The following is a 21,252-nucleotide window of genomic DNA, read 5'->3' as shown; positions in this document are numbered from 1 at the left end:
TTGCCTGCACTCATACCCGTCACCGCTTCCCGAGGGCTTTCAATCGTTCAATCCGTTCCGGCAGCTGTGCGATCACCGTGTCACGCTGTTCATTGCTGAAACGTGTCCAGGCGCCGATCTCCGGCAGGGTCCGTCCGCAGCCGAGGCAAAGCCCTGTCTGGCCATCAACAGCACAAACCTTGATGCACGGGCTCTTTATCGGCTCAATCTGTATCATTATACGAGTAACCCATACTGGCGGCGGGCTGCAGTGCAAGTTCTACAGGAGAGGATGAAATAAATCCTTGCCGGACGGCGTGTACGTTATCTGCCATAATTAAGATTGCCGGCTATTCCGGTAACAGGAGACCTTTCCCTTGAGCGAGCCCACCCGGAGCAAGTCCCCCCTGGATGATGTCCGCGACCTGATCCTGAAACCGGTCGAGACCGATCCTGACGCCGGCCGGAAGGTCCATCAGGCGCTTCTCGGCATGGGCCGGGAAGGAGATTTCGGCCGCCTGGGGGAAGCCGCTGAATGGCTGGCCACCTGGCAGCGCCGCTTTCCGCCGCGGATCGAGAAGCCGACGCTGGCGATCTTTGCCGGATCTCACGGCCTGGTCGAGTCCGGCGTGTCGCTGTCGTCCAATGACGATACCCGCGCCCATATCGAGGCTCTGAAATCGGGCCGCGCGCCCCTTTCGGCCATCGCCGCGCAGGTGGGCGCCAATGTCCGCGTGTTTGAACTCGCGCTCGACAAGCCCACGCCCAGCATCGCCGAAACCGCCGCGATGACCGAGCGGGAATGTGCCGCGACCATCGCCTTCGGCTTTGAAGCTGTTGAAGATAATCCCGATCTGCTGGCCATAGCCGTCTCCGGCGCCGGCGTGGGCACGGTGGCGGCGGCTGTGGCCTGCGCGCTTTATGGCGGATCGCCCGAATATTGGGTGCGCCCCAGCGCCCAGACCCCGCCGGGCCTGTCCCAGAAGCGGGTGAACCTTGTCAGTGCCGCCCTGAAAGTGCATCGCGGCCACCTGTCGGACCCTCTGGAATCTCTGCGCTGTCTCGGCGGGCGGGAGATTGCGGCCTGTGTCGGCGCCATTATCGCGGCCCGGCATCAGGGTATTCCGGTGCTGCTGGACGGTTTTGCCACGACGATCGCGGCCGGCATCATCCATGCCGTCTCCCCGCAGGCCGTCAGCCATTGCCTTGCCTCTCACATCACCCAGCGCCCGGCGCATGAGGCCGCGCTGGAGCGTATTGGTCTCAAACCGCTCGTGCAGCTCGAATTCCAGACCGGCAGCGGTCTCGGTTCGGCCACGGCTGTCGGCCTTCTCAAGACCGCCTGCGCGCCCTTCATTGCCAAGCCGGCGGAAGGGTGACGCAGGGAAACGTGCGGCATTCTTTACGTTTACGTGCGCGTCACCTTGTCAGCGAATAGGAATGGCTGACATACAGAAATGAAGTGCCGGGACCAAACAGGCAGATCCAGGAGCGAACGTCCATGAACCTCGAATTTTCACCCGAAGAGATCGCCTTCCGTGATGAAGTGCGCGCTTTTATCCGTGACAACTACCCCAAAGAACTCGTCGGGCTCGGCAACCGGGAAGATCTGACGCGCGAGCAATTCCTCGCCTGGCACAAGATCCTCGGCAAGAAAGGCTGGTCTGCCCCGGCTTGGCCAAAGAAATATGGCGGTACCGGCTGGACCTCCACCCAGCGCTATATCTGGTCGGAAGAGAATGCACGCGTGGATGCGCTGATGCCGCTTCCGTTCGGTATCTCCATGGTCGGCCCGGTGATCTACACCTTCGGCAATGAAGAGCAGAAAGCCAAACACCTTCCGGGCATTCTCGCTGGGGACGTGTGGTGGGCGCAGGGCTATTCCGAGCCGGGCGCAGGGTCTGACCTTGCGAGCCTGAAGACAACCGCTGTCCGCGACGGCGACCATTACGTGCTCAATGGCCAGAAAACCTGGACAACGCTTGCTCAGCACGCTGACTGGGGCTTCTTCCTCTGCCGCACCGACCCGACGGCAAAAGCCCAGGAAGGCATCTCCTTCATCCTCGTGGACATGAAAACGCCGGGCATCGAAGTGCGCCCGATCAAGCTGATCGACGGCACGCATGAAGTGAACGAGACCTGGTTGACCGATGTTCGGGTTCCGGTCGAGAATCTCGTCGGCAAGGAAAACGAAGGCTGGACCTATGCCAAGTTCCTGCTGGCGCACGAGCGCTCCGGTATTGCGGGCGTTGCCCGCTCCAAGCGCGGCGTCGAGCGTCTGCGTTCCATCGCCTCGCAGGAAACCCTCGACGGCACGCCGCTGATCAAGACGGACGAGTTTGCCCGCAAGATCAGCCAGCTTGAAATCGACCTGACCGCTCTGGAGTTCACCGAGCTGCGCACGCTGGCTTCTGAAGCGGCCGGCAAGGGCCCCGGCCCGGAAAGCTCGATCCTCAAGATCAAGGGCACCGAGATCCAGCAGCGCTTGACCGAGCTGACGCTGGAAGCCGTTGGCAATTACGGCGCGCCTTATGCGCGCGGCATGGATCATTTCGGTTCGAACGAAATCGGTGTGGGTCCGGAGTACTCCAACTTCAGCGCCGACGCTTACTTCAACATGCGCAAGACCTCGATCTATGGCGGATCGAACGAAATTCAGCGCAACATTATCAGCAAGATGATCCTCGGCCTCTAAGGCACCGGGGCAGGGAGGAGTTTACATCCATGGATTTCAATTTCACCGAAGAACAGACAATGATCCGCGACAGCCTCGCACGGCTGATCAAGGACCAGTATGATTTCGACACCCGCCGCAAGGTTGTTGCCTCGAAAGACGGCTGGCGTCCGGAAATGTGGGCTCAGTTTGCTGAACTCGGCCTGCTGGCTGCGCCGTTCTCGGAAGAGGATGGTGGCCTCGGCGGCGGCCCGATCGATGCGATGGTCGTGATGGAAGAGTTCGGCAAGGGCCTCGTCGTCGAGCCGTTCCTGCAGACGGTCGTGCTGGCAGGCGGTTTCCTCAAGGCAGGCACCTCTGCCCAGAAGGAAGACCATCTGGCGGCGCTGATCTCCGGCGAGCGCGTGTTCGCCTTCGCCTATGCCGAGCCCAAGGGCCGCTACAACCTGGCAGACCTTGAAACCACCGCCACGAAAGATGGCAGCGGCTGGAAGATCTCGGGCCACAAGGCGGTCGTGATCGGCGCGCCTTGGGCGTCTCACCTGATCGTCACGGCACGGACTGCCGGTGGCCGCCGCGATGCCAAGGGCGTCGGCGTGTTCATCGTTCCGAAGGATGCCAAGGGCGTCACCACGCGCGACTATCCGACCGTTGATGGCCGCCGCGCTTCGGAAGTCTATTTCGAAAACGTCACCGTTGGTGCAGATGCCGTCATCGGCGACGCGTCCGACAGCCTGGGCCTTGTCGAGAAGGTGACCGATGAAGCGATCGCCGCCCTCTGCGCCGAAGCTTGCGGCGCCATGAAAGTGGCCAATGCCCAGACGGTGGAATACTCAAAGACCCGTAAGCAGTTCGGCACACCGATCGGCAAGTTCCAGGTGCTTCAGCACCGCATGGCCGACATGTTCATTGAACATGAGCAGTCTGTTTCCATGACTTACATGGCCACGCTGAAGCTCGGCGAAGACGAAGTGACCCGCAAGAAGGCCGCTTCGGCAGCCAAGGTGCGCATCGGTCAGGGCGGCCGGTTCATCGGCCAGCAGTCGATCCAGATCCATGGCGGCATGGGCATGACCGACGAGCTTGCCATCGGCCACTATTTCAAGCGCCTCACGATGATCGATTCCGAATTCGGCAATGTCGACCATCACCTGAAGCGCTATACGGAACTGTCGGCAGCGGAAGCTGCTGTGGCGGCCGAATAAGCCTTCCTGCGCCTCGCGGCCTTAAAATCTGCAGCGGGGTGGTCCATTTTGGGCCACCCCGCTTTGCTTTCCGGGCGCCGGGCAGTCGGCCCGGAAGTTGCATCCCCAGCGTTCAACTCTGGCCGTTTATGCCTGATCTGGCTGCTTTTGCGTCGCCGTCCCGCTCGGGATCGTGGTAAACGCGGTCACTGAAAGGTCCTTCCGGCCCAGCCAATGGAGAGCAGACTTGACCCTTCGCAGCCCGTCCGAACGCAGGAAAATCCTGGTCGCGATCCCGACCTACCGGCGGAACGAGATGTTGGAGCGTCTGCTAGACAGCCTGAACAAGCTGGTTCCACCCGAGAATGCGGATGTCAGCGTGGCAGTCATCGACAATGACAAGTCAGGCGGCGCCCGCCCTTTGGTGGAGAAGTGGAAGGCCCAGTTCTCGATGCCGCTGCTCTACGAGATGGAGACAGCGCCAGGGGTGACCCATGTGCGTAATCATGCGCTCAAGATGGCGGCTGATTTCGATCTGCTGGCCTTTATCGATGATGACGAGTTTGCCGCCCCTGAATGGCTGGCGGCACTGGTTGCGCGATATGACGAGACGAAGGCTGGTGCCGTTTTCGGACCGGTCTGGTCAATCTATCCGGACTCGACACCGCAATGGATGCGGGAATGGAACGTCCATGCCATCAAGATCACCGAGACGCGCGACCGGATAGACCCCGGCGGCAGCGGCAACAGTCTGATGGACATGCATGTGGTGCGCAAGCTTGGCCTCACCTTTGACGCGCGCCTGTCGAAGATGGGCGGTGAAGACACGCTGTTCTTCTATCAGATGCAGGATGAGGGTTATCGCCTCACCCAGACGAAGGATGCCTCCGTCTACGAACATGTGCCGGAAGATCGCGCCCGGGTCGGCTGGCTGTTCCGGCGCTGGTACCGGTACGGCATCACGGACGCCCTGATCATCTCCCGCCATAGTTCAATGCGGGTGGCGCGCCTCAAGGCAGCCCTGAATGGCGCGGCGCGCATCGCCGTGGGCGCGCTCCTGATAGCGGGCGCCACGGTCGCCACGCTGGGCCGCAACAAGCAGGCGATTTACAGCCAGTTCTTCACGCTATGCCGCGGGTTCGGCATGGTCACGTTTGCCTTCGGTGGCAGCTATGAGGAATACGGGAGCGCGCTTACCCGCCCCCAGTTCGGCGCTGACATAGGCGCTGTGACCAGCAGTGCCCGGAGCTGACGGCTCAGCCCTGAGCCCAGTAATGCTCAAGGCTTGAGGCAATCGCTTCGCATTTGGCGCGGGCTTCTGCGGGTGCGCCGTATGCCACCATGGCCGAACCTTCGATCGAGCTTTCCGTGCCCGTCGCAACCGGCCAGCGCGCCCCCACGATCATTGCGTCCCCCAGCGTGGCCAGGTATTCGCCAAACTCCGCTTCGCGGCCATCCCGGAACAGGGGCAGCCAGAGGATCAGCAGGGCATCGGGCCAGCGCTTCAGCGCCTTGGGGGTCCACAACGCCAGCGCCTCGATATCCCGGTGGGTTTCATAGCTGGGGTCAACCAGAACCACCATCCGTTCTCCTGCGCGCGGGGCCAGTCTCAGCGCGCCGGAATAACCATCAGCCTTCTGTATACGGATACGGTCATCACCCTTCATCGCTTCATTCAGGGCGGCGTTTTCCTGCGGGTGCAGTTCGAACAGAACCATCCGCGCGGTCTTGGGCAGCAGGGTTTGAGCCAGTGAAGGTGATCCGGGATAATCCTTCACGCCGCGCGCTTTGACCAGCTCTATCCACTGCGAAAGCGGCTTGGGCGCCTTGCCCTTCATCAGGTCGATCACGCCATCGTCGGACTCGCCCCGCTTGCGCGCCTGGGCGTTTGTAAGATCATACCGTCCGCGTCCGGAATGGGTCTCAACATAGAAAATCGGGCGGGGGCCTGCTGCAGCCGTCCGCAGCAAGGTATCGTGTACGGCGTGCTTGAGCACATCCGCGCGATTTCCGGCATGAAAGCCATGCTGATAGGAAAGCATCTCGTCTCTCTTGTTCCTGAGAGTGGGGCAGGGCCCGCCGGCTTATTCGCCGGCGAGACTTGCTTTGCGGGCTGTTTCGAACTCGTTACCCGGATACCAGGTCGGCCAGGTGGCGGAGTTCGCGATGCGCAGGCCAACTTCATAAAGCGCCTGAACATCTTCCTCGAAGCCGGAAAGATTCCAGCTGTCGGAATATTCGTCCATCGGCTTGTGGTAGCGCTCGGCGGTGTAGGCTGCTGCGGCTGCCCGGCCCGCGGCCAATCCACCCTCGCGCTTGTCTTCGCCGCCATCGGCATACAGCATCGGCACGCCTTTCTTGGCGAGCGAGATATGGTCGGAGCGGTAGAAATAGCCCGCTTCCGGCCGGCCATCCGGCGTAACTATGCGATCCTGCGCGACGAGCACATCCTTCAGGATGTCCTCAAGCTCGGAGGCGCCATAGCCGATCACGGTCATGTCCCTGGTGCGGCCCACCGGCAGCGCGCCGTCGATGTTGACGCCTGCCACAACCTTGTTGAACGGGACTGTTGGATTGTTGGCGAAATACTCCGACCCCAGAAGGCCGGATTCTTCCAGGGTCCAGAACAGGAACATGGTCGAGCGTTCTGTGGGCTCGGCCTTCATCGCTTCAGCGATTTCGAGAATGGCGGCAGTGCCCGTCGCATTGTCTACGGCGCCGTTATAAATCTGGTCGGCATAGAAGTCCTCTCCCGGCGCGCCCTGCTTCATGCCCAGGTGATCCCAATGCGCCGTATAGAGAACATATTCATCCGGCGTATTGGTACCCGGCAAAATGCCGATCACGTTGCGGCTGCTGAGCTTGTCGATCGTCTGATGGATTTCGCCCCGTGCCTTCACGCCCTCAAGCGGAACGGGCTGGAACCCCGGCGTCTTGGCCGCCGTTTTCATGGCTTCAAAATCGAGGCCTGCCTTGGCAAACATCTCAACGGCCACATCGCGCTGGATCCAGCCTTCCATCATGGCGCGGTCTTCCCCGCCGTTCGGGCGCACCAGATCAGACTGCGCGCCGCTCCAGGAATTGGCGACAACATCCCAGCCATAAGCGGCAGGTTCGGTTTCGTGCACAATCAGCGCAGCGGTTGCCCCTTGGCGCGCGGCTTCCTCGAACTTGTAGGTCCAGCGGCCATAATAAGTCATGGCCTTGCCATTGAAGAGAGCCGGGTCGCCGGTGGCAAAGCCTGGATCGTTGACGAGGATCACAACCGTCTTGCCGGCATAGTCCTGGCCCGCATAGTCGTCCCAGCTGTATTCCGGGGCAACGGCGCCGTAGCCGACAAACACCAGATCGCTCGGCTCGAAGGAAATATGATCGGCATTCTGCCGCTTGGTCCAGACCACCGCCTGATCCTTAAGGGCGAGCGACAATTCATCCTGATCCGGCCAGGTGAGAACGAGGCTGGAGGTGGCCGGGTCTACAGTCTGGTTCACCATATCGACCTGCTGAAACCAGCTGCCATTGTCGCCGCCCGGCTGAAGGCCGATGCGGGCGAGTTCAGCGGCGATCCAGGCGGCAGAGGCTTCGCCGGCAGGTGTGCCTGGGCCCCGGCCCTCAAACACATCGTCGGCCAGTGTCTTCACGCGCACGGCAATGTCTGCTGCCGTGATTTCCGGCACGGTGCTCTCCGGCAGGGGCAGCAGCAGCTCTTCGGCAGGCGGCTGGGGAGTTTCCGGCGCGGCTGCGGGGGCAGAAGGCGCCGATGGCGAACAGGCAGCCAGCGCAAGGGCGGCGGCCGTGAAGCTGAGATGTTTCATTTTCATTTGAACGGTTCCCCGTCAGGATTCTTGGATGCCCCGGTCTCGCATGCCGGGCGCTGCCGGGCAAGCAAGGCGCCCCGGCGCCCGCCCGCCTGCTGCTGCTGTGCCGGTGCCCAGTCCGCAAAAATGCCCTATATCCGTCAGGCGCTGTTCATCGGCCGCTGCGATGATGGCGCCGAACCTGTTTGGAATAGACAATGACGATTGATGTTGCGCCTTCTGTCTTTCGCCCGCTGACCAGCGGCGTTTTCCGGCTGGCCGCCATGGTGATTGCATCGCTCTCGGTGGCTGTTGCGGCCTGCGCTACGCCGGTCACGCAGGGCGCGCTCACCCCCCTCGGGCAGGTGGCGCCTGCCTTTATTCCGGAAAGAAACCAGTTCATTGCTCAGGACGGCGCCCGTCTCGGGCTTACCGTCTGGCCCGCGGAAGGCACCGACAGCCCCGAATATGTCGTGGTCGGCGTCCATGGTATGAACGATTACGCCAACGCCTTCCACATGGCCGCGCCCTATTGGGCCAAACATGGCGTCACCACCTACGCCTACGATCAGCGCGGCTTTGGCCGGTCTCCCAACAAGGGCATCTGGCCGGAGGAGGAGCTGCTGCGGGAAGATCTGCGCACGGCAGTCGATGTTGCGCGGGCCCGCCACCCCGGCGCCATCATCACGGTCGTCGGCATCTCCATGGGCGGCTCGGTCACGCTGACGGCCTTCGGATCAGACCGCCCGCCGAAAGCGGACCGGCTCATCGTTTCTGGGCCTGGCCTGCGTGGCTGGGGTGCCATCAACCCGCTTTATCGGGTCAGCCTGTGGGCTTCGGCCCATGCGAATCCGGACTGGCTCGTCGTCCCGCCTGTGGGCCTCGTGAAGATCGAGCCTTCAGACAACAACGCCATGCTCCGCCGCACCTGGTCTGACCCGCACATGACCTACCGGACACGCATTGATCAGGTCTACGGTCTCGTCGCTCTGATGGAAAATGCCAACAATGCCGTCGCCCGCCTGAAGCCCAACGTGCCGACGCTGATTTCCTACGGCGCAAAGGATATAGTCATTCCCGAGAACGGGGTGCGCCGCGCCGCGGGGATTCTCCCCTCCTTCGTGCGGACGGTCTATTATCCCAACGGATACCACATGCTGCTGCGGGATCTTCAGGCAGAGCGGGTGCATGCCGATTATCTGGCCTTCATGAAAGACCCTGCCGCCGCGTTGCCAAGCGGCGAGGGAGAGTGGCCGTTCCGTGAAGGGTGCAAGCATTGGGCGGCTGCAGATCGTCCGCCTGTGGCATGCTGATCGCGCCTCATGGCGGCTTTCCTTGACGATGAAGAGGCCATGATCGCGCAGGACGGCGCGCGCCTTGGCCTGACTGTCTGGAACGCGGAGGGGGCTGCGCCGCCGGCCCATGTCATCGTCGGCGTTCATGGCATGAACAATTACGCAGGCGAGTTCCGCCTCGCCGCGCCCGAATGGGCCGCGCAGGGCAGGGCGGTCTATGCGCATGACCAGCGCGGCTTTGGCCGGTCGGAAGGACGTGGCCACTGGGCAGAGGAGGAGCTGATGCGGGAAGACCTGCGCACGGCCGTCAGTCTCGCCAAAGCGCGGCATCCGGACGTGCCGCTTACCGTCATTGGTATCTCCATGGGCGCGGCCGTTGCGATCACAGCTTTTGCTTCAGATCGCCCGCCTGAGGCAGACCGGCTCATCCTCTCCGGCCCCGGCCTGCGCGGGTGGGGCGCGCTGGACGCTGCCTCTGCCGGCGCATTGCGGCTGCTGACGGCTCTCAGCCCTGGCCTGATCGTCAGCCCACCGGCCTTCGTGAGGCCGAAAATGTCCGACAATGCCGCTTTCCTCCGCCTCCAGGACGCTGATCCGTTGCACGCCCGGATCAACCGGGTGGATCAGATTGCCGGCGCCGTGAATTTGATGGAGCGCGCTCATGAGGCCGCCCGCATGTTGCCGGAAGGTTTGCCAGTGCTCGCTTCCTATGGGGCGCATGACCGGGTTGTGCCCCCTGCCGGACCGGGCCGGACGCTGAAACGCTTCCCGCCAAATGTCCGCACGGTGTATTACCCTGACGGATACCATGTCCTTCTGAGCGATAATCAGAGGGACAAAGTAATCGCTGACTATGCGGCATTCATGGACAATCCGGGCGCTGATTTGCCCAGTGGTTGCGGCAGTTGGCCGTTCCGTTAGGGATTACGAGCTATTCCACAGCAGGCGCGGCCTTGCGGTCGCCGGTGAATGGACAAATATAAGGGCATCTGCCAATCCTGCAGGTGGCGATTCAGCCCTGATCCACAAGGCCATTTTTATGTCGACATCTTATGAGACCGCTCTCAACCTTGTTCCAATGGTCGTCGAGCAGACGAGCCGGGGTGAGCGCGCGTTCGACATCTTCTCGCGCCTCCTCAAGGAGCGCATTATTTTTGTCACCGGCGGTATTGATGACGGTGTGGCCTCCCTGATCACGGCGCAGCTTCTGTTCCTCGAATCCGAGAACCCGAAGCGCGAGATTGCTATGTATATCAACAGCCCCGGCGGTTACGTCTCGTCCGGCCTCGCGATCTACGACACCATGCAGTATGTCCGCTGCCCGATTTCCACCGTGTGTATAGGCCAGGCCGCCTCAATGGGCTCGCTCCTGCTTGCCGCCGGGGAAAATGGCATGCGGATCGCCCTGCCGAATGCCCGTGTGATGCTGCACCAGCCGTCCGGGGGCTATTCGGGCGTCGCAACGGATATCGAGCGCCACGCGGAAGAGATCATCGAACTCAAGCGCCGGTTGAACGAGATTTACGTCAAACATACCGGCCAGAATTACGAAACTGTTGAAAGAAAGCTCGATCGCGACACGTTCCTGACGGCTCAGGAAGCCATGGAATTCGGGATCGTTGACAAGGTTTATGAACGCCGCACTGCCGAAGAAGAAAAATAATAGCGTTTCTTTCAAGGTGCGGCCCAGCCCTTGCAGGGCAGGCGAACGGCTTTATTGTCTAAAGAAAGACCATGCTTGGCTGGGCTTAAAGCCCACGTTAAACCTTGTGTGGCAGTGAGGACCGCATGACCAAACCAAACGGCTCCGGCGATTCGAAGAACACGCTGTACTGTTCCTTCTGCGGCAAGAGCCAGCACGAGGTTAAGAAACTCATTGCCGGACCGACTGTGTTCATCTGCGATGAGTGCGTCGAACTCTGCATGGACATCATCCGCGAGGAAAACAAAACCTCTGCGATCAAATCCCGCGATGGCGTGCCGACTCCGCAGGAAATCTGCGATGTTCTCGACGATTACGTGATCGGGCAGCGCTATGCCAAGCGCATTCTCTCCGTTGCCGTGCACAACCATTACAAGCGCCTCTCCCATTCGGGAAAATCCGATGGGGTGGAGCTGTCGAAATCCAACATCCTGCTGATCGGCCCAACCGGTTGCGGCAAGACGCTGCTCGCGCAGACGCTGGCCCGTATCCTTGACGTGCCCTTCACCATGGCCGACGCCACCACGCTTACCGAAGCGGGCTATGTCGGTGAGGATGTGGAAAACATCGTCCTGAAGCTGCTGCAGGCGGCGGACTATAACGTTGAGCGCGCCCAGCGCGGCATCGTCTATATCGACGAGATCGACAAGATCAGCCGTAAGTCGGACAACCCCTCGATCACGCGCGACGTATCGGGTGAGGGCGTCCAGCAGGCGTTGCTGAAGATCATGGAAGGCACCGTGGCCGCCGTTCCGCCTCAAGGCGGCCGGAAACATCCGCAGCAGGAATTCCTGCAGGTGGACACCACGAACATCCTCTTCATCTGCGGCGGCGCGTTTGCCGGCCTCGAGAAGATCATCGCTGCGCGCGGTGAGAACGCCTCGATCGGCTTCGGCGCCACCATCAAGAGCGGAGAAGAGCGCGGTGTTGGCGCAACCCTCCGTGAAGTGGAGCCGGAAGACCTTCAGAAATTCGGCCTGATCCCGGAATTCATCGGCCGTCTGCCGGTTCTGGCAACGCTGGAAGATCTCGACGAGAAGGCCCTGATCCAGATCCTGACCCAGCCGAAGAACGCCCTGCTCAAGCAGTATCAGCGCCTCTTCGACATGGAGAACGTCCAGCTCACCTTCACGCCGGAAGCGCTCACGGCTGTTGCCCGCCGCGCCATCACCCGGAAAACCGGTGCGCGCGGTCTGCGCTCGATCATGGAATCGATCCTGCTCGATACGATGTTCGAACTGCCCAACCTGCGCGGCGTGGAAGAAGTCGTGATCAATGCTGAAGTCGTCGAAGGCAATGCCGAGCCGCTTTATGTGCACGCCTCCAAAAGCCAGACCGAAGCGGGTTAGCCGTTCGTCAAAAGATATTCCTGATGCCCGCCCGGCCCCGCCGCGGCGGGCATTTCATTTCTGGCTCAACGGTCATGCGCGCCGGTGCGGTGCAGGATGCGGGCAAAGGCCGGCGGCATGTATTTCTCGGATTTCTCCATCCACCGGTCGAGCCGGGGATGCCGGGCCCTGCGGCGATGCAACCAGCTGCGCGCCGTGGTCGAATTGGCCACCAGCAACGCCACTCCTCCCAGGATGAGGACGGCGCCCACCGGCACCGGTGTCCAGAACAAAGGCAAGCCCAATAATATCAGCAGCACGCCGACAAGCTTGTAAAAAAGCGCCATCGCTGTCTCCGTAAACTGGCTGTATCCCAGCCTAACGGTTCACACGCAGATGAGTTCAATCGGCGGGGGGCGTTTTGTCAGTCTCCGGCAAATGCACGGTCAGGATGTCGATCCGCGGAGGCATCAGAAAACGCATGGGAACGCCCACCATGCCGGTGCCCGTGGTCACATAGACCAGGCGTTCTCCGGCCGGGCTCTGGAAGTGGTGCAGTTCCCGGTCAAATGGGCCGCGCACAGGGATGAAGCGCTTGTAGAACCCCGGAAGCCGGACCTGCCCCCCATGGGTATGCCCGGCGAGCATCAGGTCATACCGGAATGTCTCAGGCACGGAGAGCGCCGTATCCGGATTGTGCGTGAGCAGAATGACGGGAACACCCTCCGGGAGGCTTGCCTGAAAGCTGAAATCCTGCCGGCGTTCCCAAAGGTCGGACGCGCCGGCGACGATAACCCTGTGGCCGCCGATCTCGGTATTGAGCGCGCGGTTGTGCGGAACCCGCGCGCCGGCCGACTGCAGCGCGCGCATCAGCGGCTCGGTGAGGTCGGTTCCCGGAAACCCGACATCGTGATTGCCAAGGACTGCAAACAGGGGCGCTTCCAACCGGCCCAGCGCGGCGAAGTGCTCTGGGATATCATCCGCCTCCGGATGGTAGGAAAGGTCGCCTGCCAGGAATACGGCGTCCACACTTTCTGCATTGATACGGTCGACAATCCGCCCAATGGGTATGGCGTGTGGAAACATGCCGATATGCGGGTCCCCAAAGAGGGCAATGCGGATGGCGGGGGATGTCTCGCTGGCGCCGGGCAGGAGGACTGTTTCGGTAATCCTCCCATTTTTAAGCGACCGGATTGCTGGACTTCACGCGGCAAGTTTGAGTTTCATGGCGGGGGTGATGCCGCCGATACCCATGTTCGGGCGCTGGTTGTTGTAAGACCATAGCCACCGGGTGGCGTGTTCCTTGACCTCCTCGATCGTGTTGAAGATGAACTGGCCGAGCCATTCCTGGCGGACCGTCCGATTGTAGCGCTCGACATAGGCATTCTGCTGCGGCTTGCCGGGCTGGATGTAAAAGATCCCGATGCCACGCTTTGCCGCCCAGGTTTGCAGTGCGGCGCTGACATTTTCGGGGCCGTTGTCGACGCGAATTTTCAAGTCGATTAATTTCTGGGAGGATTACCTTTCCTCGTGCACCGTCAGCAGGCGAGGTTCCACAAAGCGCGCCCAGGCGGGTGGTAGCGACAGGATAAGAACCAGCCCCGCCACAATCCGCGGCGTACCGCGCCCGCGGAAAATCGCCCACAGGCAGAGCAGGGCGAGGGGCCAGAACAGATGGGCGCCGTGCAGCAGCGCAAGTTTCAGGGAGGTCATGAGCTATGGCGTGCCATGCCTTTGCGGCAAGGAAAAGGCCGGCACCCGAAGATGCCGGCCTTCTGCCCCATGAACCAGAACTCCGCGTTCTAGTTCTTGTAGTACATGTCGAACTCAACCGGGTGCGGATGGAGTTCGTAGCGCATGTTCTCTTCCATCTTCAGTTCGATATAGGCATCGATCTGGTCGTCGTCGAACACGCCGCCTTTCTTGAGGAAGGCGCGGTCAGCATCAAGTGCTGCCAGGGCTTCACGCAGCGAGCCGCAGACCTGCGGGATCGATTTGGCTTCGGCCGGCGGCAGGTCGTAGAGGTCCTTGTCCATGGCGTCGCCAGGATGGATCTTGTTCTCGATGCCGTCGAGGCCAGCCATCAGCAGGGCTGCGAAGGCGAGGTAGGGGTTCGCCATCGGATCGGGGAAGCGGGTTTCGATACGCTTTGCTTTCGGGTTGGAGCCGAAAGGAATACGGATCGAGGCCGAACGGTTACGCGACGAATAGGCCAGCATGACCGGCGCTTCGTAACCCGGAACCAGACGCTTGTAGGAGTTGGTCGACGGGTTGGTGATCGCGTTCAGCGCCTTGGCATGCTTGATGATGCCGCCGATGTAGTAGAGGCACATGTCGGACAGGTCAGCATACTTGTCGCCTGCGAACAGCGGCTTGCCGCCTTTCCAGATCGACTGGTGAACGTGCATGCCCGAGCCATTGTCCTTGAACATCGGCTTCGGCATGAAGGTCGCCGTCTTGCCATACGATGCAGCCACCTGGTGGATCACGTATTTGTAGAGCTGCATGCGGTCAGCCATGACCGTCAGTGTCGAGAATTTCAGGCCAAGCTCGTGCTGGGCCGGAGCCACTTCGTGGTGGTGCTTCTCGGGCTGAAGGCCGATTTCGCCCATGATCGACAGCATTTCGCCGCGCATGTCCTGCTCGGAGTCGATCGGGGGAACCGGGAAGTAACCACCCTTCGGGCCGGGGCGATGGCCCATATTGCCCATCGGGTATTCACGGCCGGTGTTGGCCGGCAGTTCCGTCGAGTCGAAGCTGTAGCCGGTCTTGTGCGGATCGGTGGACCAGCGCACGTCATCGAAGATGAAGAATTCGGCTTCCGGGCCGAAGAATGCGGTGTCGCCCAGGCCGGAGGCGGCGAGATAGGCTTCAGCCTTCTTCGCCGTGGTGCGCGGATCGCGGTTGTAGGCCTGGCCCGAAACCGGGTCGAGGACATCGCAGAAAACCACGAGCGTGGTCTGCTGGAAGAACGGATCAATGAACGCGCCCGTCGCGTCCGGTTTCAGAAGCATGTCGGACTCGTTGATGGCTTTCCAGCCAGCAATCGACGAGCCGTCAAACATCTGGCCGTCTTCGAAGAAGCTGTCGTCCACCATGTCCTTGTGGAAGGTGACGTGCTGCAGCTTGCCGCGCGGGTCGGTGAAGCGCAGGTCCACGTACTGGACGTCCTGGTCCTTCATCATCTTGAGGAGATCATCTGCCATTTTTTTTGCCTTCTAATGAGCGTTTCTTCGGTGCAGGTTTTGCCGGGCCGGCAGATTTTGCCGGCCCTGCTGGGTCGATAATCAGAGCGCCGAGTCGCCTGTTTCGCCGGTCCGGATGCGCACGGCATCGATCACGTCGGAGACGAAGATCTTGCCATCGCCAATCTTGTCAGTGTGGGCAGCCTTCTTGATGGCTTCCACCGCGCCCTCGACCGCGCTGTCAGGCAGCACGACTTCGATTTTCAGCTTCGGGAGGAAGTCCACCACGTATTCGGCGCCGCGATAGAGTTCAGTGTGGCCGCGTTGGCGGCCGAAGCCTTTCGCTTCGATGACGGTCATGCCCTGCAGACCGATTTCCTGCAGCGCTTCTTTCACATCGTCGAGTTTGAAGGGTTTAATGATCGCTTCGATTTTTTTCATTGCGTGGTTTCTCCCCAGCCGTCGGGTTTAGAGTCCATCCGTGCGTATGAGGTGTTCCCGCCTTAAGCGATAGGGGGGTGTCCGCATTTTGGTTACCTTTGATCCCGCGATTAAGTTTTGTGCAGTGTTGATTAATGATTGGGCGGCTTGGTTTTCGCGAAATAGCAGGAAAATGACGCGAGCGTCACTTTCTTGCGCCGCCAGATTGTGCTACGTAATTCTCTGCTTTGATATCATGAGGAATGCTCAATATGGCTGCCCAGGACCTTGAGATCGTTGTCCATCCTGACCGGAAACGCTCGAAGTTCCGTCCGCTAAAGGCATGGCATCACATGCAGAAGCTGATCCAGAACAAGGAAGATACCGAGCAGGTGTTCCACATCATCGAGGCGCTGAACGGGCGCTCGTTCGAGAAGAATTTTGCTGCTTTTGTTGCCAGTCCGGAGGGCCGCCGCCTCCTGAAGGAGCGCACCTATCTGCCGCCGGTTCTGGATGATCATTCCTGGATCAGGCAGCTTCCTGAAGGCACGGTTGGCCGCGCCTATGTCGAGTTCATGGAGCGCGAAGGGCTGACCGCGCAGGGCCTCGTTGAGGAAAGCGCAAAACACCGCGCCGGCGTGCCGGACTATGACGATGACTATCTCTGGTTCGGCAATCGCCTGCGCGACACGCACGACCTTTTCCATGTTCTCAGCGGCTATAACCGTGACGCCCTGGGTGAAGCCTCCCTCCTGGCCTTCACCTACAGCCAGAACCCCGGCAATGGCGTTCTGTTCATCGCTTTCATGGGGTGCCGCACGATTGCGAAAAGCGCGCCCAAAGGCGCCCGAATCATGGATTGCTTCTGGGAGGGCAAACGCAATGGCGCGGCTGCCCAGAAGATTATGCGTCAGGATATCGTGGCTCTCATGAAGGAACCGCTTGAGGAAGCCCGCGCCCGTCTGGGCATCCGGCCGCCCGTGGCTTACCAGCAGGCACTTCAGGTGCTGACCGCCCATGGCTATACCGCCACCACCCAGCTTGAGGATGCCGGCAAGGTCCGCGAGCAGGCAGCCGCGTGATCTTCCTGATCCGTCACGGTGAAGCTGCCGCCAGCTGGGGCGACCATCCCGATCCGGGCCTGAGCGATCTTGGCAAGGGGCAGGCTGAAGCAGCTGCCGAAATCCTGACACGGCTGGGCGCGACCAGTGCGATTTCCAGCCCCATGCAGCGTTGCCGGGAAACGGCGCGCCCTTTCGAGGCCCGGGCGGGGCTGACGGCGAGTGTTGTGCCGGAAGTCTCCGAAATCTCGACCCCGGCCGGTATTCAAGACCGCGTGGCGTGGCTGCGCGGCCTGATGGCCGGCACCTGGACTGAGGCTGGCGCCGGTCTGACCGCCTGGCGGTCCAGAATGTCCGAAACTGTCACCAGTCTGCCTGATGGCGTTGCGGTGTTTTCCCATTTTGTGGCCATCAATGCGCTGGTCGGCGCCCTTGAGGGCGATGACCGGGTCACCGTTTTCCGGCCCGGCCATTGTTCGGTCACCCGGCTGGAGCGGCGCGGCGGGGTCCTGCGTGTTGCAGAATACGGGAGCGAATCCGCAACCCGCGTGCTATGAGCCTTCCAATGGGAAGGCCTATACTGACACCGCAGGAGATGCTTGCCGCCGAGCAAGCCGTTATCAATGCAGGAACCGACCGGTTCACCCTGATGCAGAGGGCAGGCGAGGCGGTTGCCGAATTCGTCCATGCCCATTGGCCAGAAGGCCGTATCCAGGTGCTGTGCGGGCCCGGCGGCAATGGCGGCGATGGGTTCATCGCGGCGGCAAAGCTCGCCAAATTCTGGCGCAAGGTAGACGTCTACTGCACTCATCCTGTCAGCGAGTTGACCGGGGATACCGCCAAGGCGGCCAGCCAGTGGGAAGGCCCTGTCCACACGCTCGAAGACGCGCTCAACACCGAGCCGGATCTGATCGTCGACGCGCTCTATGGCGCAGGCCTGACGCGACCTCTCGAGGGCCCCGCCGCCATGCTCGCCCTGCGCGGCGGGCGCGTGATCTCGGTTGACGTTCCTTCGGGGATTGATGGTTACACGGGCAAGCCGCTCGGCCCTGCCTTCCAGGCAGAGGCTACCCTCACCTTCGCCGCGCTGCGACCGGCCCATGTTCTGCTGCCTGGCTCTGCCTTTTCCGGCGTCGCGATGGTCGCGGACATTGGCGTACCCGTGCAGACGAACCTCGCCGAAAACAGCCCCGCGCTCTGGCACAGCCAGATGCCGCAGCCGGGCTTTGGAGTTCACAAATACCAGCGCGGCCATCTCAAAGTGGTCAGCGGCGGCTCATGGAATACCGGCGCGGCGCGTCTCACCGCCAAGGCAGGCCTCCGCGCGGGGGCGGGTCTTGTTACCATGCTCTCACCGCCCGAAGCGGCCGGCGTGCATGCAGCCCACCTCACCGCCATCATGCTTGCCCCCTTCCAGACGGCAGATGACCTCGCCGCCTATGCGGCGCGCGCCACCGCCATGGTCATCGGCCCCGCCGCCGGGATCAGTGATGCCACCCGCGGCAATATCGAGGCATTGCTCAAGAGCCCGGCCCGCATCCTGCTGGACGCTGACGCGCTCACCGTTTTTGGTGAGGACCCCGAGGCCCTGTTCAAACAATTGCGGCCAACAGACATCCTCACCCCGCATGAGGGCGAGTTCTCCCGCTTGTTTGGCGATCTGCTCGCCACCAGCGACAACAAGATACAAGCCACTCGCGCGGCGGCTGCCAAGGCTGGCTGCGTGATCCTGCTGAAGGGGGCTGACACGGTCATTGCCCAGCCCGATGGCAACGCGCTCGTCAACACGCACGCCACCCGCTGGCTGGCAACCGCCGGCTCGGGCGATGTGCTGGCCGGTATCATCGCCGGCTTCATGGCGCAGGGGGTAGACACCTTCGTTGCCGCCGCCATCGGCAGCTGGCTTCACGGCGAGGCCGGCCGCCGCGTGGGCGCGGGGCTGATTGCCGAAGACATCGAAAAGCAGCTGCCCATCATCCTCAGCGCCCTTCACGGGGAGCTGGGCTGAGGAACGATCAGATCGGCCGCGCCATCAGGCGCGCGCCCGGCCCATAGATATCGAGGATATAAGCGCGCTTGGTCTCGGTGACGTGCGCATTGGGCACAAACCCCACCCTGTCCCAGTAATTGCCGGATTGGCTGACCGCCACCAGGCTTGCCGCATCGAAGCCCAGCTTCAGCGCCGTTTGATAGGTATCCTCCAGCAGGGCTCGGGCAACACCGCTGCCGCGCGCGTCCGGCAAAAGGGCAATGTCATGGATGAAGAAACAGTCCGGCTCGGGCAGCTCTTCGGGAAATTCCTGATTGTTTACAGGTGCATCGCCAAACTTCCATGGGAAAGCGACCACATAGCCCACCATGCGTCCATTCAGGTAGGCGACCCGGAAAAACTCCCCAAAACGCGCAATACGGTTGGCAAACACCTCCGGCGTTTCCCGCAGGTCCGGTGTGAAGGCTTCGGCCTGAATCTGGACGACCTCATTGATATGGGCCGCAGTCATGGGGACGATTTTCAGGGTCATTTGCAACGGGCAGGCTGATTTCCGGGGAGGGTTGAGGTCCATATGGCGTATCAGGCCAAAGGCGCCAGAGGGGCTCAGCAGTCAGCCCAGCCAGACCATGGTGCGGATGAAAGGACTCGAACCTTCACACCTTGCGGCGCTGGAACCTAAATCCAGTGCGTCTACCAATTCCGCCACATCCGCGTGTGGCCGCTTCCTACGCTACGTCGGCGCGGCCTGCAACCGGCCTTCTGAAGTGCCGCAGGGGGGCTTAAAATGCCGGATCAAACCACCCGTCGGCGGCTCCGGCTAAGGATAATATCAGCACAAGGAGCAATATCGCTCGCCATCAATCCTGGCAGGAACAGATAGCGCCGCCGTACCGGTCCGGGCCGTAGCCTGCGATCTCCTGCGGCTCGGCGCAGGCAATTGCCTCGGCGGGCTGATACCGGATGTCCAGCCCGGCTTCCCGCATCAGGTATATCCGTGAGTGCGCCATGTCCGGATAGACGCAGTAGCGTCCCCCGGCTGCCGCCATGGCGTTTATCTGGGCATTGACTTCGGCGCCCCGTTGGGCGGCCAGCCGAGCGCCCGCTGCTCCCACGATCAGGCTGTTGAACAGCATCAATGCCAAGATCAGGCCGCCGAGGATTTGTGCGGCGCGGCTGTTTGCGGCCAGCGCTGCCGCAGTGATCGCCACCGGTACGAACCAGAATTGCGGCACATAGCGCGCCCACCAGTTCTGCGGCATCACGATCACCGAGAATATCATCATGGCACTGATCACCAGCAGCCAGAGGGTTGTCTCGCTGCGCCAGCGCGGGCGAACGACCAGAGCAAGAGCGGCCGCGATCGACAGCAGGAAAATGCCCGAGAAAAACGGCCCGAAGCCGGACAGGCGAACGTCCACGCCGCCTGCAGCGCGCAGTTCCTGCGAGGAGATGGAGAGGGGAAACTTCAGCTGCGGCGTTGTCGCATATCCAGAATGTGTTTCCGAGAAGAGAGAGTAGAAGAAACGTTCGGCTGCGGACATTCCCTCGAGAACTTCCGGCGTATTGTCGAGCGCGGGCCCTTCGCCGGTCATGATGTCGACCGCGTTTGGACCCATGATCGGGTGGAAGATGTGTCCTTGATCAAGGAAGTTCTGCATGTAGGGCGACCAGCCAAGCAAGACGACGGCCACAAAGGCAGAAGCAAACAGCCCCGCCGCAAGCGCTGCCGCCGGGCGGAGGCCCCGCTGGAAGAAGATGCCGGCGCAGGCAAATCCGCAGAGGATCACGAACATCGGAATGGCGGAAAATTTCAGGTTCAGGGCGAGTAGAAGTGTGATGAGCGCGGTAGCCAGAGCCAGCTTGTCGTCATATCGCGCCCACATCATGATCGACACGGTGAATATCAGGATGCAGACGCCCAAGAGTCCGTCATTCATCGCCGTAAACAGTTGAGAGAGGACGATAGGGTTGAGCGAGACCACTGCGGTGAGCAGCGCTGAGAAGAGCCATGAGAACCCCGCGCGGAAAAGTGCGCCCCCCAGCACTGCGGCGCCGGCAAACAGAACAAGCAGATTGAGCACCTTGCCCATTGCCAACGGAAACCCCGCCGTCATCAGCAGCGCGGCGAAATCCCACCCGCCGCGCGGATAGTGGATGGCCCACAAGGTAATCGGATCGCTAATCACCGCTGGCTCGGCGTTGCCATGCAGAGGGTTCCAGCCCTGAGCGAGGGCATAGATCGCCTGGAAATGATAATGCTGACCATCCATCGACGTATCGTGAACCAGCCCCGTCACAATCAGCGCGGCGACAATGAGGCCCACCGAGACAAGCGGCGCAAAGCGCCAGCGGCCGGAGAGGAAAAACCGGGGCAGGTAGAGCCCTCCAGCAAGCGAAGCGCCCAAGATGATCCAGGCCACCGGCGCGGAAAGTGCGCTGCCCGCTGTCAGCCATAAGGTCGTCAGGATGAATGCCAGTACCGGGAAGAACAGCAGCGGCGTGCCGATTTCCCAGAGAATGGCCGATTGCGTCCCTTTCCGGTCGTCACTCGCATGATCGTATGGGCTGAGGAGTAGATGAGCGATCATGGCAGGGGCACACTGGATTGTTGAACCGGATCAGGCTTCGCGGGCA

The 21,252-nt window shown here is 61.6% G+C and carries 21 protein-coding genes, 1 tRNA gene and 1 pseudogene; 11 read left to right on the top strand and 12 right to left on the bottom strand.

The genetic code is table 11. The features are described from left to right. Positions 1-19: 19 nt before the first annotated feature. Positions 20-217 (bottom strand): DUF1289 domain-containing protein, encoded by a 198-nt coding sequence (locus BBF93_RS11315; RefSeq protein ID WP_035602232.1) that lies wholly within the window; start codon positions 215-217, stop codon positions 20-22. Between the two features lie 139 nt (positions 218-356). Here BBF93_RS11315 and BBF93_RS11310 point away from each other — a divergent pair, with 139 nt between their 5' ends. The 4 genes from BBF93_RS11310 (at position 357) to BBF93_RS11295 (ending at position 5,089) form a co-directional block, all read left to right on the top strand. Beyond that, on the top strand, positions 357-1,358 hold the full coding sequence (locus tag BBF93_RS11310; RefSeq protein ID WP_114105963.1) for a nicotinate-nucleotide--dimethylbenzimidazole phosphoribosyltransferase: 1,002 nt from the start codon (positions 357-359) through the stop codon (positions 1,356-1,358). A 122-nt stretch (positions 1,359-1,480) separates the two neighbouring features. Continuing rightward, complete coding sequence (locus tag BBF93_RS11305; RefSeq protein ID WP_035602238.1) at positions 1,481-2,674, top strand: acyl-CoA dehydrogenase family protein; 1,194 nt, start codon at positions 1,481-1,483, stop codon at positions 2,672-2,674. Between the two features lie 29 nt (positions 2,675-2,703). Further along, positions 2,704-3,858 carry an acyl-CoA dehydrogenase family protein gene (locus BBF93_RS11300; protein WP_114105962.1) on the top strand — a complete coding sequence of 385 codons (1,155 nt, stop codon included), beginning with the start codon at positions 2,704-2,706 and terminating at the stop codon, positions 3,856-3,858. 226 nt (positions 3,859-4,084) lie between these two features. Next, positions 4,085-5,089, top strand: a complete 1,005-nt coding sequence (locus tag BBF93_RS11295) for a glycosyltransferase family 2 protein (protein WP_162786523.1) — start codon at positions 4,085-4,087, stop codon at positions 5,087-5,089. A gap of 4 nt (positions 5,090-5,093) precedes the next feature. On the opposite strand, the gene rlmJ is transcribed toward BBF93_RS11295, so the two are convergent. Then, a complete protein-coding gene (gene rlmJ / locus BBF93_RS11290) occupies positions 5,094-5,879 on the bottom strand; it encodes a 23S rRNA (adenine(2030)-N(6))-methyltransferase RlmJ (RefSeq protein ID WP_114105960.1) in 786 nt (261 codons plus the stop codon). Between the two features lie 42 nt (positions 5,880-5,921). Beyond that, on the bottom strand, positions 5,922-7,658 hold the full coding sequence (locus tag BBF93_RS11285) for a M28 family metallopeptidase (protein WP_114105959.1): 1,737 nt from the start codon (positions 7,656-7,658) through the stop codon (positions 5,922-5,924). A 194-nt stretch (positions 7,659-7,852) separates the two neighbouring features. Here BBF93_RS11285 and BBF93_RS11280 point away from each other — a divergent pair, with 194 nt between their 5' ends. The 4 genes from BBF93_RS11280 (at position 7,853) to clpX (ending at position 11,980) form a co-directional block, all read left to right on the top strand. Continuing rightward, positions 7,853-8,947 carry an alpha/beta fold hydrolase gene (locus BBF93_RS11280; protein WP_233349099.1) on the top strand — a complete coding sequence of 365 codons (1,095 nt, stop codon included), beginning with the start codon at positions 7,853-7,855 and terminating at the stop codon, positions 8,945-8,947. Between the two features lie 9 nt (positions 8,948-8,956). Beyond that, the gene (locus tag BBF93_RS11275) at positions 8,957-9,850 is read left to right on the top strand and encodes an alpha/beta fold hydrolase (protein WP_114105958.1); all 894 of its coding nucleotides are present in this window, start codon (positions 8,957-8,959) and stop codon (positions 9,848-9,850) included. 118 nt (positions 9,851-9,968) lie between these two features. Further along, positions 9,969-10,592 carry an ATP-dependent Clp protease proteolytic subunit gene (locus BBF93_RS11270; RefSeq protein ID WP_035602249.1) on the top strand — a complete coding sequence of 208 codons (624 nt, stop codon included), beginning with the start codon at positions 9,969-9,971 and terminating at the stop codon, positions 10,590-10,592. A gap of 125 nt (positions 10,593-10,717) precedes the next feature. Then, entirely contained in the window at positions 10,718-11,980 is a 1,263-nt protein-coding gene (gene clpX / locus BBF93_RS11265; protein ID WP_035602252.1) for an ATP-dependent Clp protease ATP-binding subunit ClpX, read from the top strand. A 65-nt stretch (positions 11,981-12,045) separates the two neighbouring features. Here clpX and BBF93_RS11260 read toward each other — a convergent pair whose 3' ends face one another. From BBF93_RS11260 to BBF93_RS11235, 6 genes and pseudogenes are all read right to left on the bottom strand, one after another. After that, positions 12,046-12,306 (bottom strand): hypothetical protein, encoded by a 261-nt coding sequence (locus tag BBF93_RS11260; protein ID WP_035602255.1) that lies wholly within the window; start codon positions 12,304-12,306, stop codon positions 12,046-12,048. A gap of 55 nt (positions 12,307-12,361) precedes the next feature. Beyond that, positions 12,362-13,075, bottom strand: a complete 714-nt coding sequence (locus tag BBF93_RS11255; RefSeq protein ID WP_255417595.1) for a metallophosphoesterase — start codon at positions 13,073-13,075, stop codon at positions 12,362-12,364. Positions 13,076-13,162: 87 nt separating this feature from the next. Then, a pseudogene (locus tag BBF93_RS11250) lies at positions 13,163-13,450 on the bottom strand (transposase); the annotation flags it as partial. A gap of 27 nt (positions 13,451-13,477) precedes the next feature. After that, on the bottom strand, positions 13,478-13,672 hold the full coding sequence (locus BBF93_RS11245; protein WP_114105956.1) for a hypothetical protein: 195 nt from the start codon (positions 13,670-13,672) through the stop codon (positions 13,478-13,480). Between the two features lie 89 nt (positions 13,673-13,761). Then, positions 13,762-15,165, bottom strand: coding sequence for a type I glutamate--ammonia ligase (glnA, locus tag BBF93_RS11240; protein ID WP_114105955.1), 1,404 nt, complete (start codon positions 15,163-15,165; stop codon positions 13,762-13,764). Between the two features lie 81 nt (positions 15,166-15,246). Next, positions 15,247-15,585, bottom strand: a complete 339-nt coding sequence (locus tag BBF93_RS11235; protein ID WP_011647079.1) for a P-II family nitrogen regulator — start codon at positions 15,583-15,585, stop codon at positions 15,247-15,249. Positions 15,586-15,836: 251 nt separating this feature from the next. Between BBF93_RS11235 and BBF93_RS11230 the strand changes: the two genes are divergently transcribed. The 3 genes from BBF93_RS11230 to BBF93_RS11220 are packed head-to-tail and all read left to right on the top strand — an operon-like array spanning position 15,837 to position 18,633. Beyond that, positions 15,837-16,646, top strand: a complete 810-nt coding sequence (locus BBF93_RS11230; protein ID WP_114107065.1) for a Coq4 family protein — start codon at positions 15,837-15,839, stop codon at positions 16,644-16,646. After that, entirely contained in the window at positions 16,643-17,182 is a 540-nt protein-coding gene (locus tag BBF93_RS11225) for a histidine phosphatase family protein (protein ID WP_114105954.1), read from the top strand. The genes BBF93_RS11230 and BBF93_RS11225 overlap by 4 nt, the downstream gene beginning before the upstream one ends. Before the next feature lie 8 nt (positions 17,183-17,190). Beyond that, positions 17,191-18,633, top strand: a complete 1,443-nt coding sequence (locus BBF93_RS11220) for an NAD(P)H-hydrate dehydratase (protein ID WP_114107064.1) — start codon at positions 17,191-17,193, stop codon at positions 18,631-18,633. Positions 18,634-18,640: 7 nt separating this feature from the next. On the opposite strand, the gene BBF93_RS11215 is transcribed toward BBF93_RS11220, so the two are convergent. The 3 genes from BBF93_RS11215 to BBF93_RS11205 all read right to left on the bottom strand — a co-directional run bounded on the left by BBF93_RS11215 (position 18,641) and on the right by BBF93_RS11205 (position 21,206). Beyond that, a complete protein-coding gene (locus BBF93_RS11215; protein ID WP_162786522.1) occupies positions 18,641-19,126 on the bottom strand; it encodes a GNAT family N-acetyltransferase in 486 nt (161 codons plus the stop codon). Positions 19,127-19,245: 119 nt separating this feature from the next. Then, a tRNA-Leu gene (locus BBF93_RS11210) sits at positions 19,246-19,330 on the bottom strand. Between the two features lie 145 nt (positions 19,331-19,475). Further along, positions 19,476-21,206 carry a hypothetical protein gene (locus BBF93_RS11205; RefSeq protein WP_114105952.1) on the bottom strand — a complete coding sequence of 577 codons (1,731 nt, stop codon included), beginning with the start codon at positions 21,204-21,206 and terminating at the stop codon, positions 19,476-19,478. Positions 21,207-21,252: the final 46 nt, after the last annotated feature.

Source organism: Hyphomonas sp. CACIAM 19H1 (genome assembly GCF_003325995.1).
Lineage (GTDB): Bacteria > Pseudomonadota > Alphaproteobacteria > Caulobacterales > Hyphomonadaceae > Hyphomonas > Hyphomonas polymorpha.
This window is presented reverse-complemented; position numbering and strand designations above follow the sequence as displayed.

Bases quoted from the DNA above. Each gene is read 5' to 3' on its own strand.
- BBF93_RS11270 (WP_035602249.1), top strand. From the start codon at position 9,969: ATGTCGACATCTTATGAGACCGCTCTCAACCTTGTTCCAATGGTCGTC.
- clpX (WP_035602252.1), top strand. From the start codon at position 10,718: ATGACCAAACCAAACGGCTCCGGCGATTCGAAGAACACGCTGTACTGT.
- BBF93_RS11230 (WP_114107065.1), top strand. From the start codon at position 15,837: ATGGCTGCCCAGGACCTTGAGATCGTTGTCCATCCTGACCGGAAACGC.
- BBF93_RS11305 (WP_035602238.1), top strand. From the start codon at position 1,481: ATGAACCTCGAATTTTCACCCGAAGAGATCGCCTTCCGTGATGAAGTG.
- BBF93_RS11285 (WP_114105959.1), bottom strand. From the start codon at position 7,658: ATGAAAATGAAACATCTCAGCTTCACGGCCGCCGCCCTTGCGCTGGCT.
- BBF93_RS11280 (WP_233349099.1), top strand. From the start codon at position 7,853: ATGACGATTGATGTTGCGCCTTCTGTCTTTCGCCCGCTGACCAGCGGC.
- BBF93_RS11220 (WP_114107064.1), top strand. From the start codon at position 17,191: ATGGGAAGGCCTATACTGACACCGCAGGAGATGCTTGCCGCCGAGCAA.
- glnA (WP_114105955.1), bottom strand. From the start codon at position 15,165: ATGGCAGATGATCTCCTCAAGATGATGAAGGACCAGGACGTCCAGTAC.
- BBF93_RS11300 (WP_114105962.1), top strand. From the start codon at position 2,704: ATGGATTTCAATTTCACCGAAGAACAGACAATGATCCGCGACAGCCTC.
- BBF93_RS11245 (WP_114105956.1), bottom strand. From the start codon at position 13,672: ATGACCTCCCTGAAACTTGCGCTGCTGCACGGCGCCCATCTGTTCTGG.
- BBF93_RS11315 (WP_035602232.1), bottom strand. From the start codon at position 217: ATGATACAGATTGAGCCGATAAAGAGCCCGTGCATCAAGGTTTGTGCT.
- BBF93_RS11275 (WP_114105958.1), top strand. From the start codon at position 8,957: ATGGCGGCTTTCCTTGACGATGAAGAGGCCATGATCGCGCAGGACGGC.
- BBF93_RS11235 (WP_011647079.1), bottom strand. From the start codon at position 15,585: ATGAAAAAAATCGAAGCGATCATTAAACCCTTCAAACTCGACGATGTG.
- BBF93_RS11205 (WP_114105952.1), bottom strand. From the start codon at position 21,206: ATGATCGCTCATCTACTCCTCAGCCCATACGATCATGCGAGTGACGAC.
- BBF93_RS11260 (WP_035602255.1), bottom strand. From the start codon at position 12,306: ATGGCGCTTTTTTACAAGCTTGTCGGCGTGCTGCTGATATTATTGGGC.
- BBF93_RS11215 (WP_162786522.1), bottom strand. From the start codon at position 19,126: ATGACTGCGGCCCATATCAATGAGGTCGTCCAGATTCAGGCCGAAGCC.
- rlmJ (WP_114105960.1), bottom strand. From the start codon at position 5,879: ATGCTTTCCTATCAGCATGGCTTTCATGCCGGAAATCGCGCGGATGTG.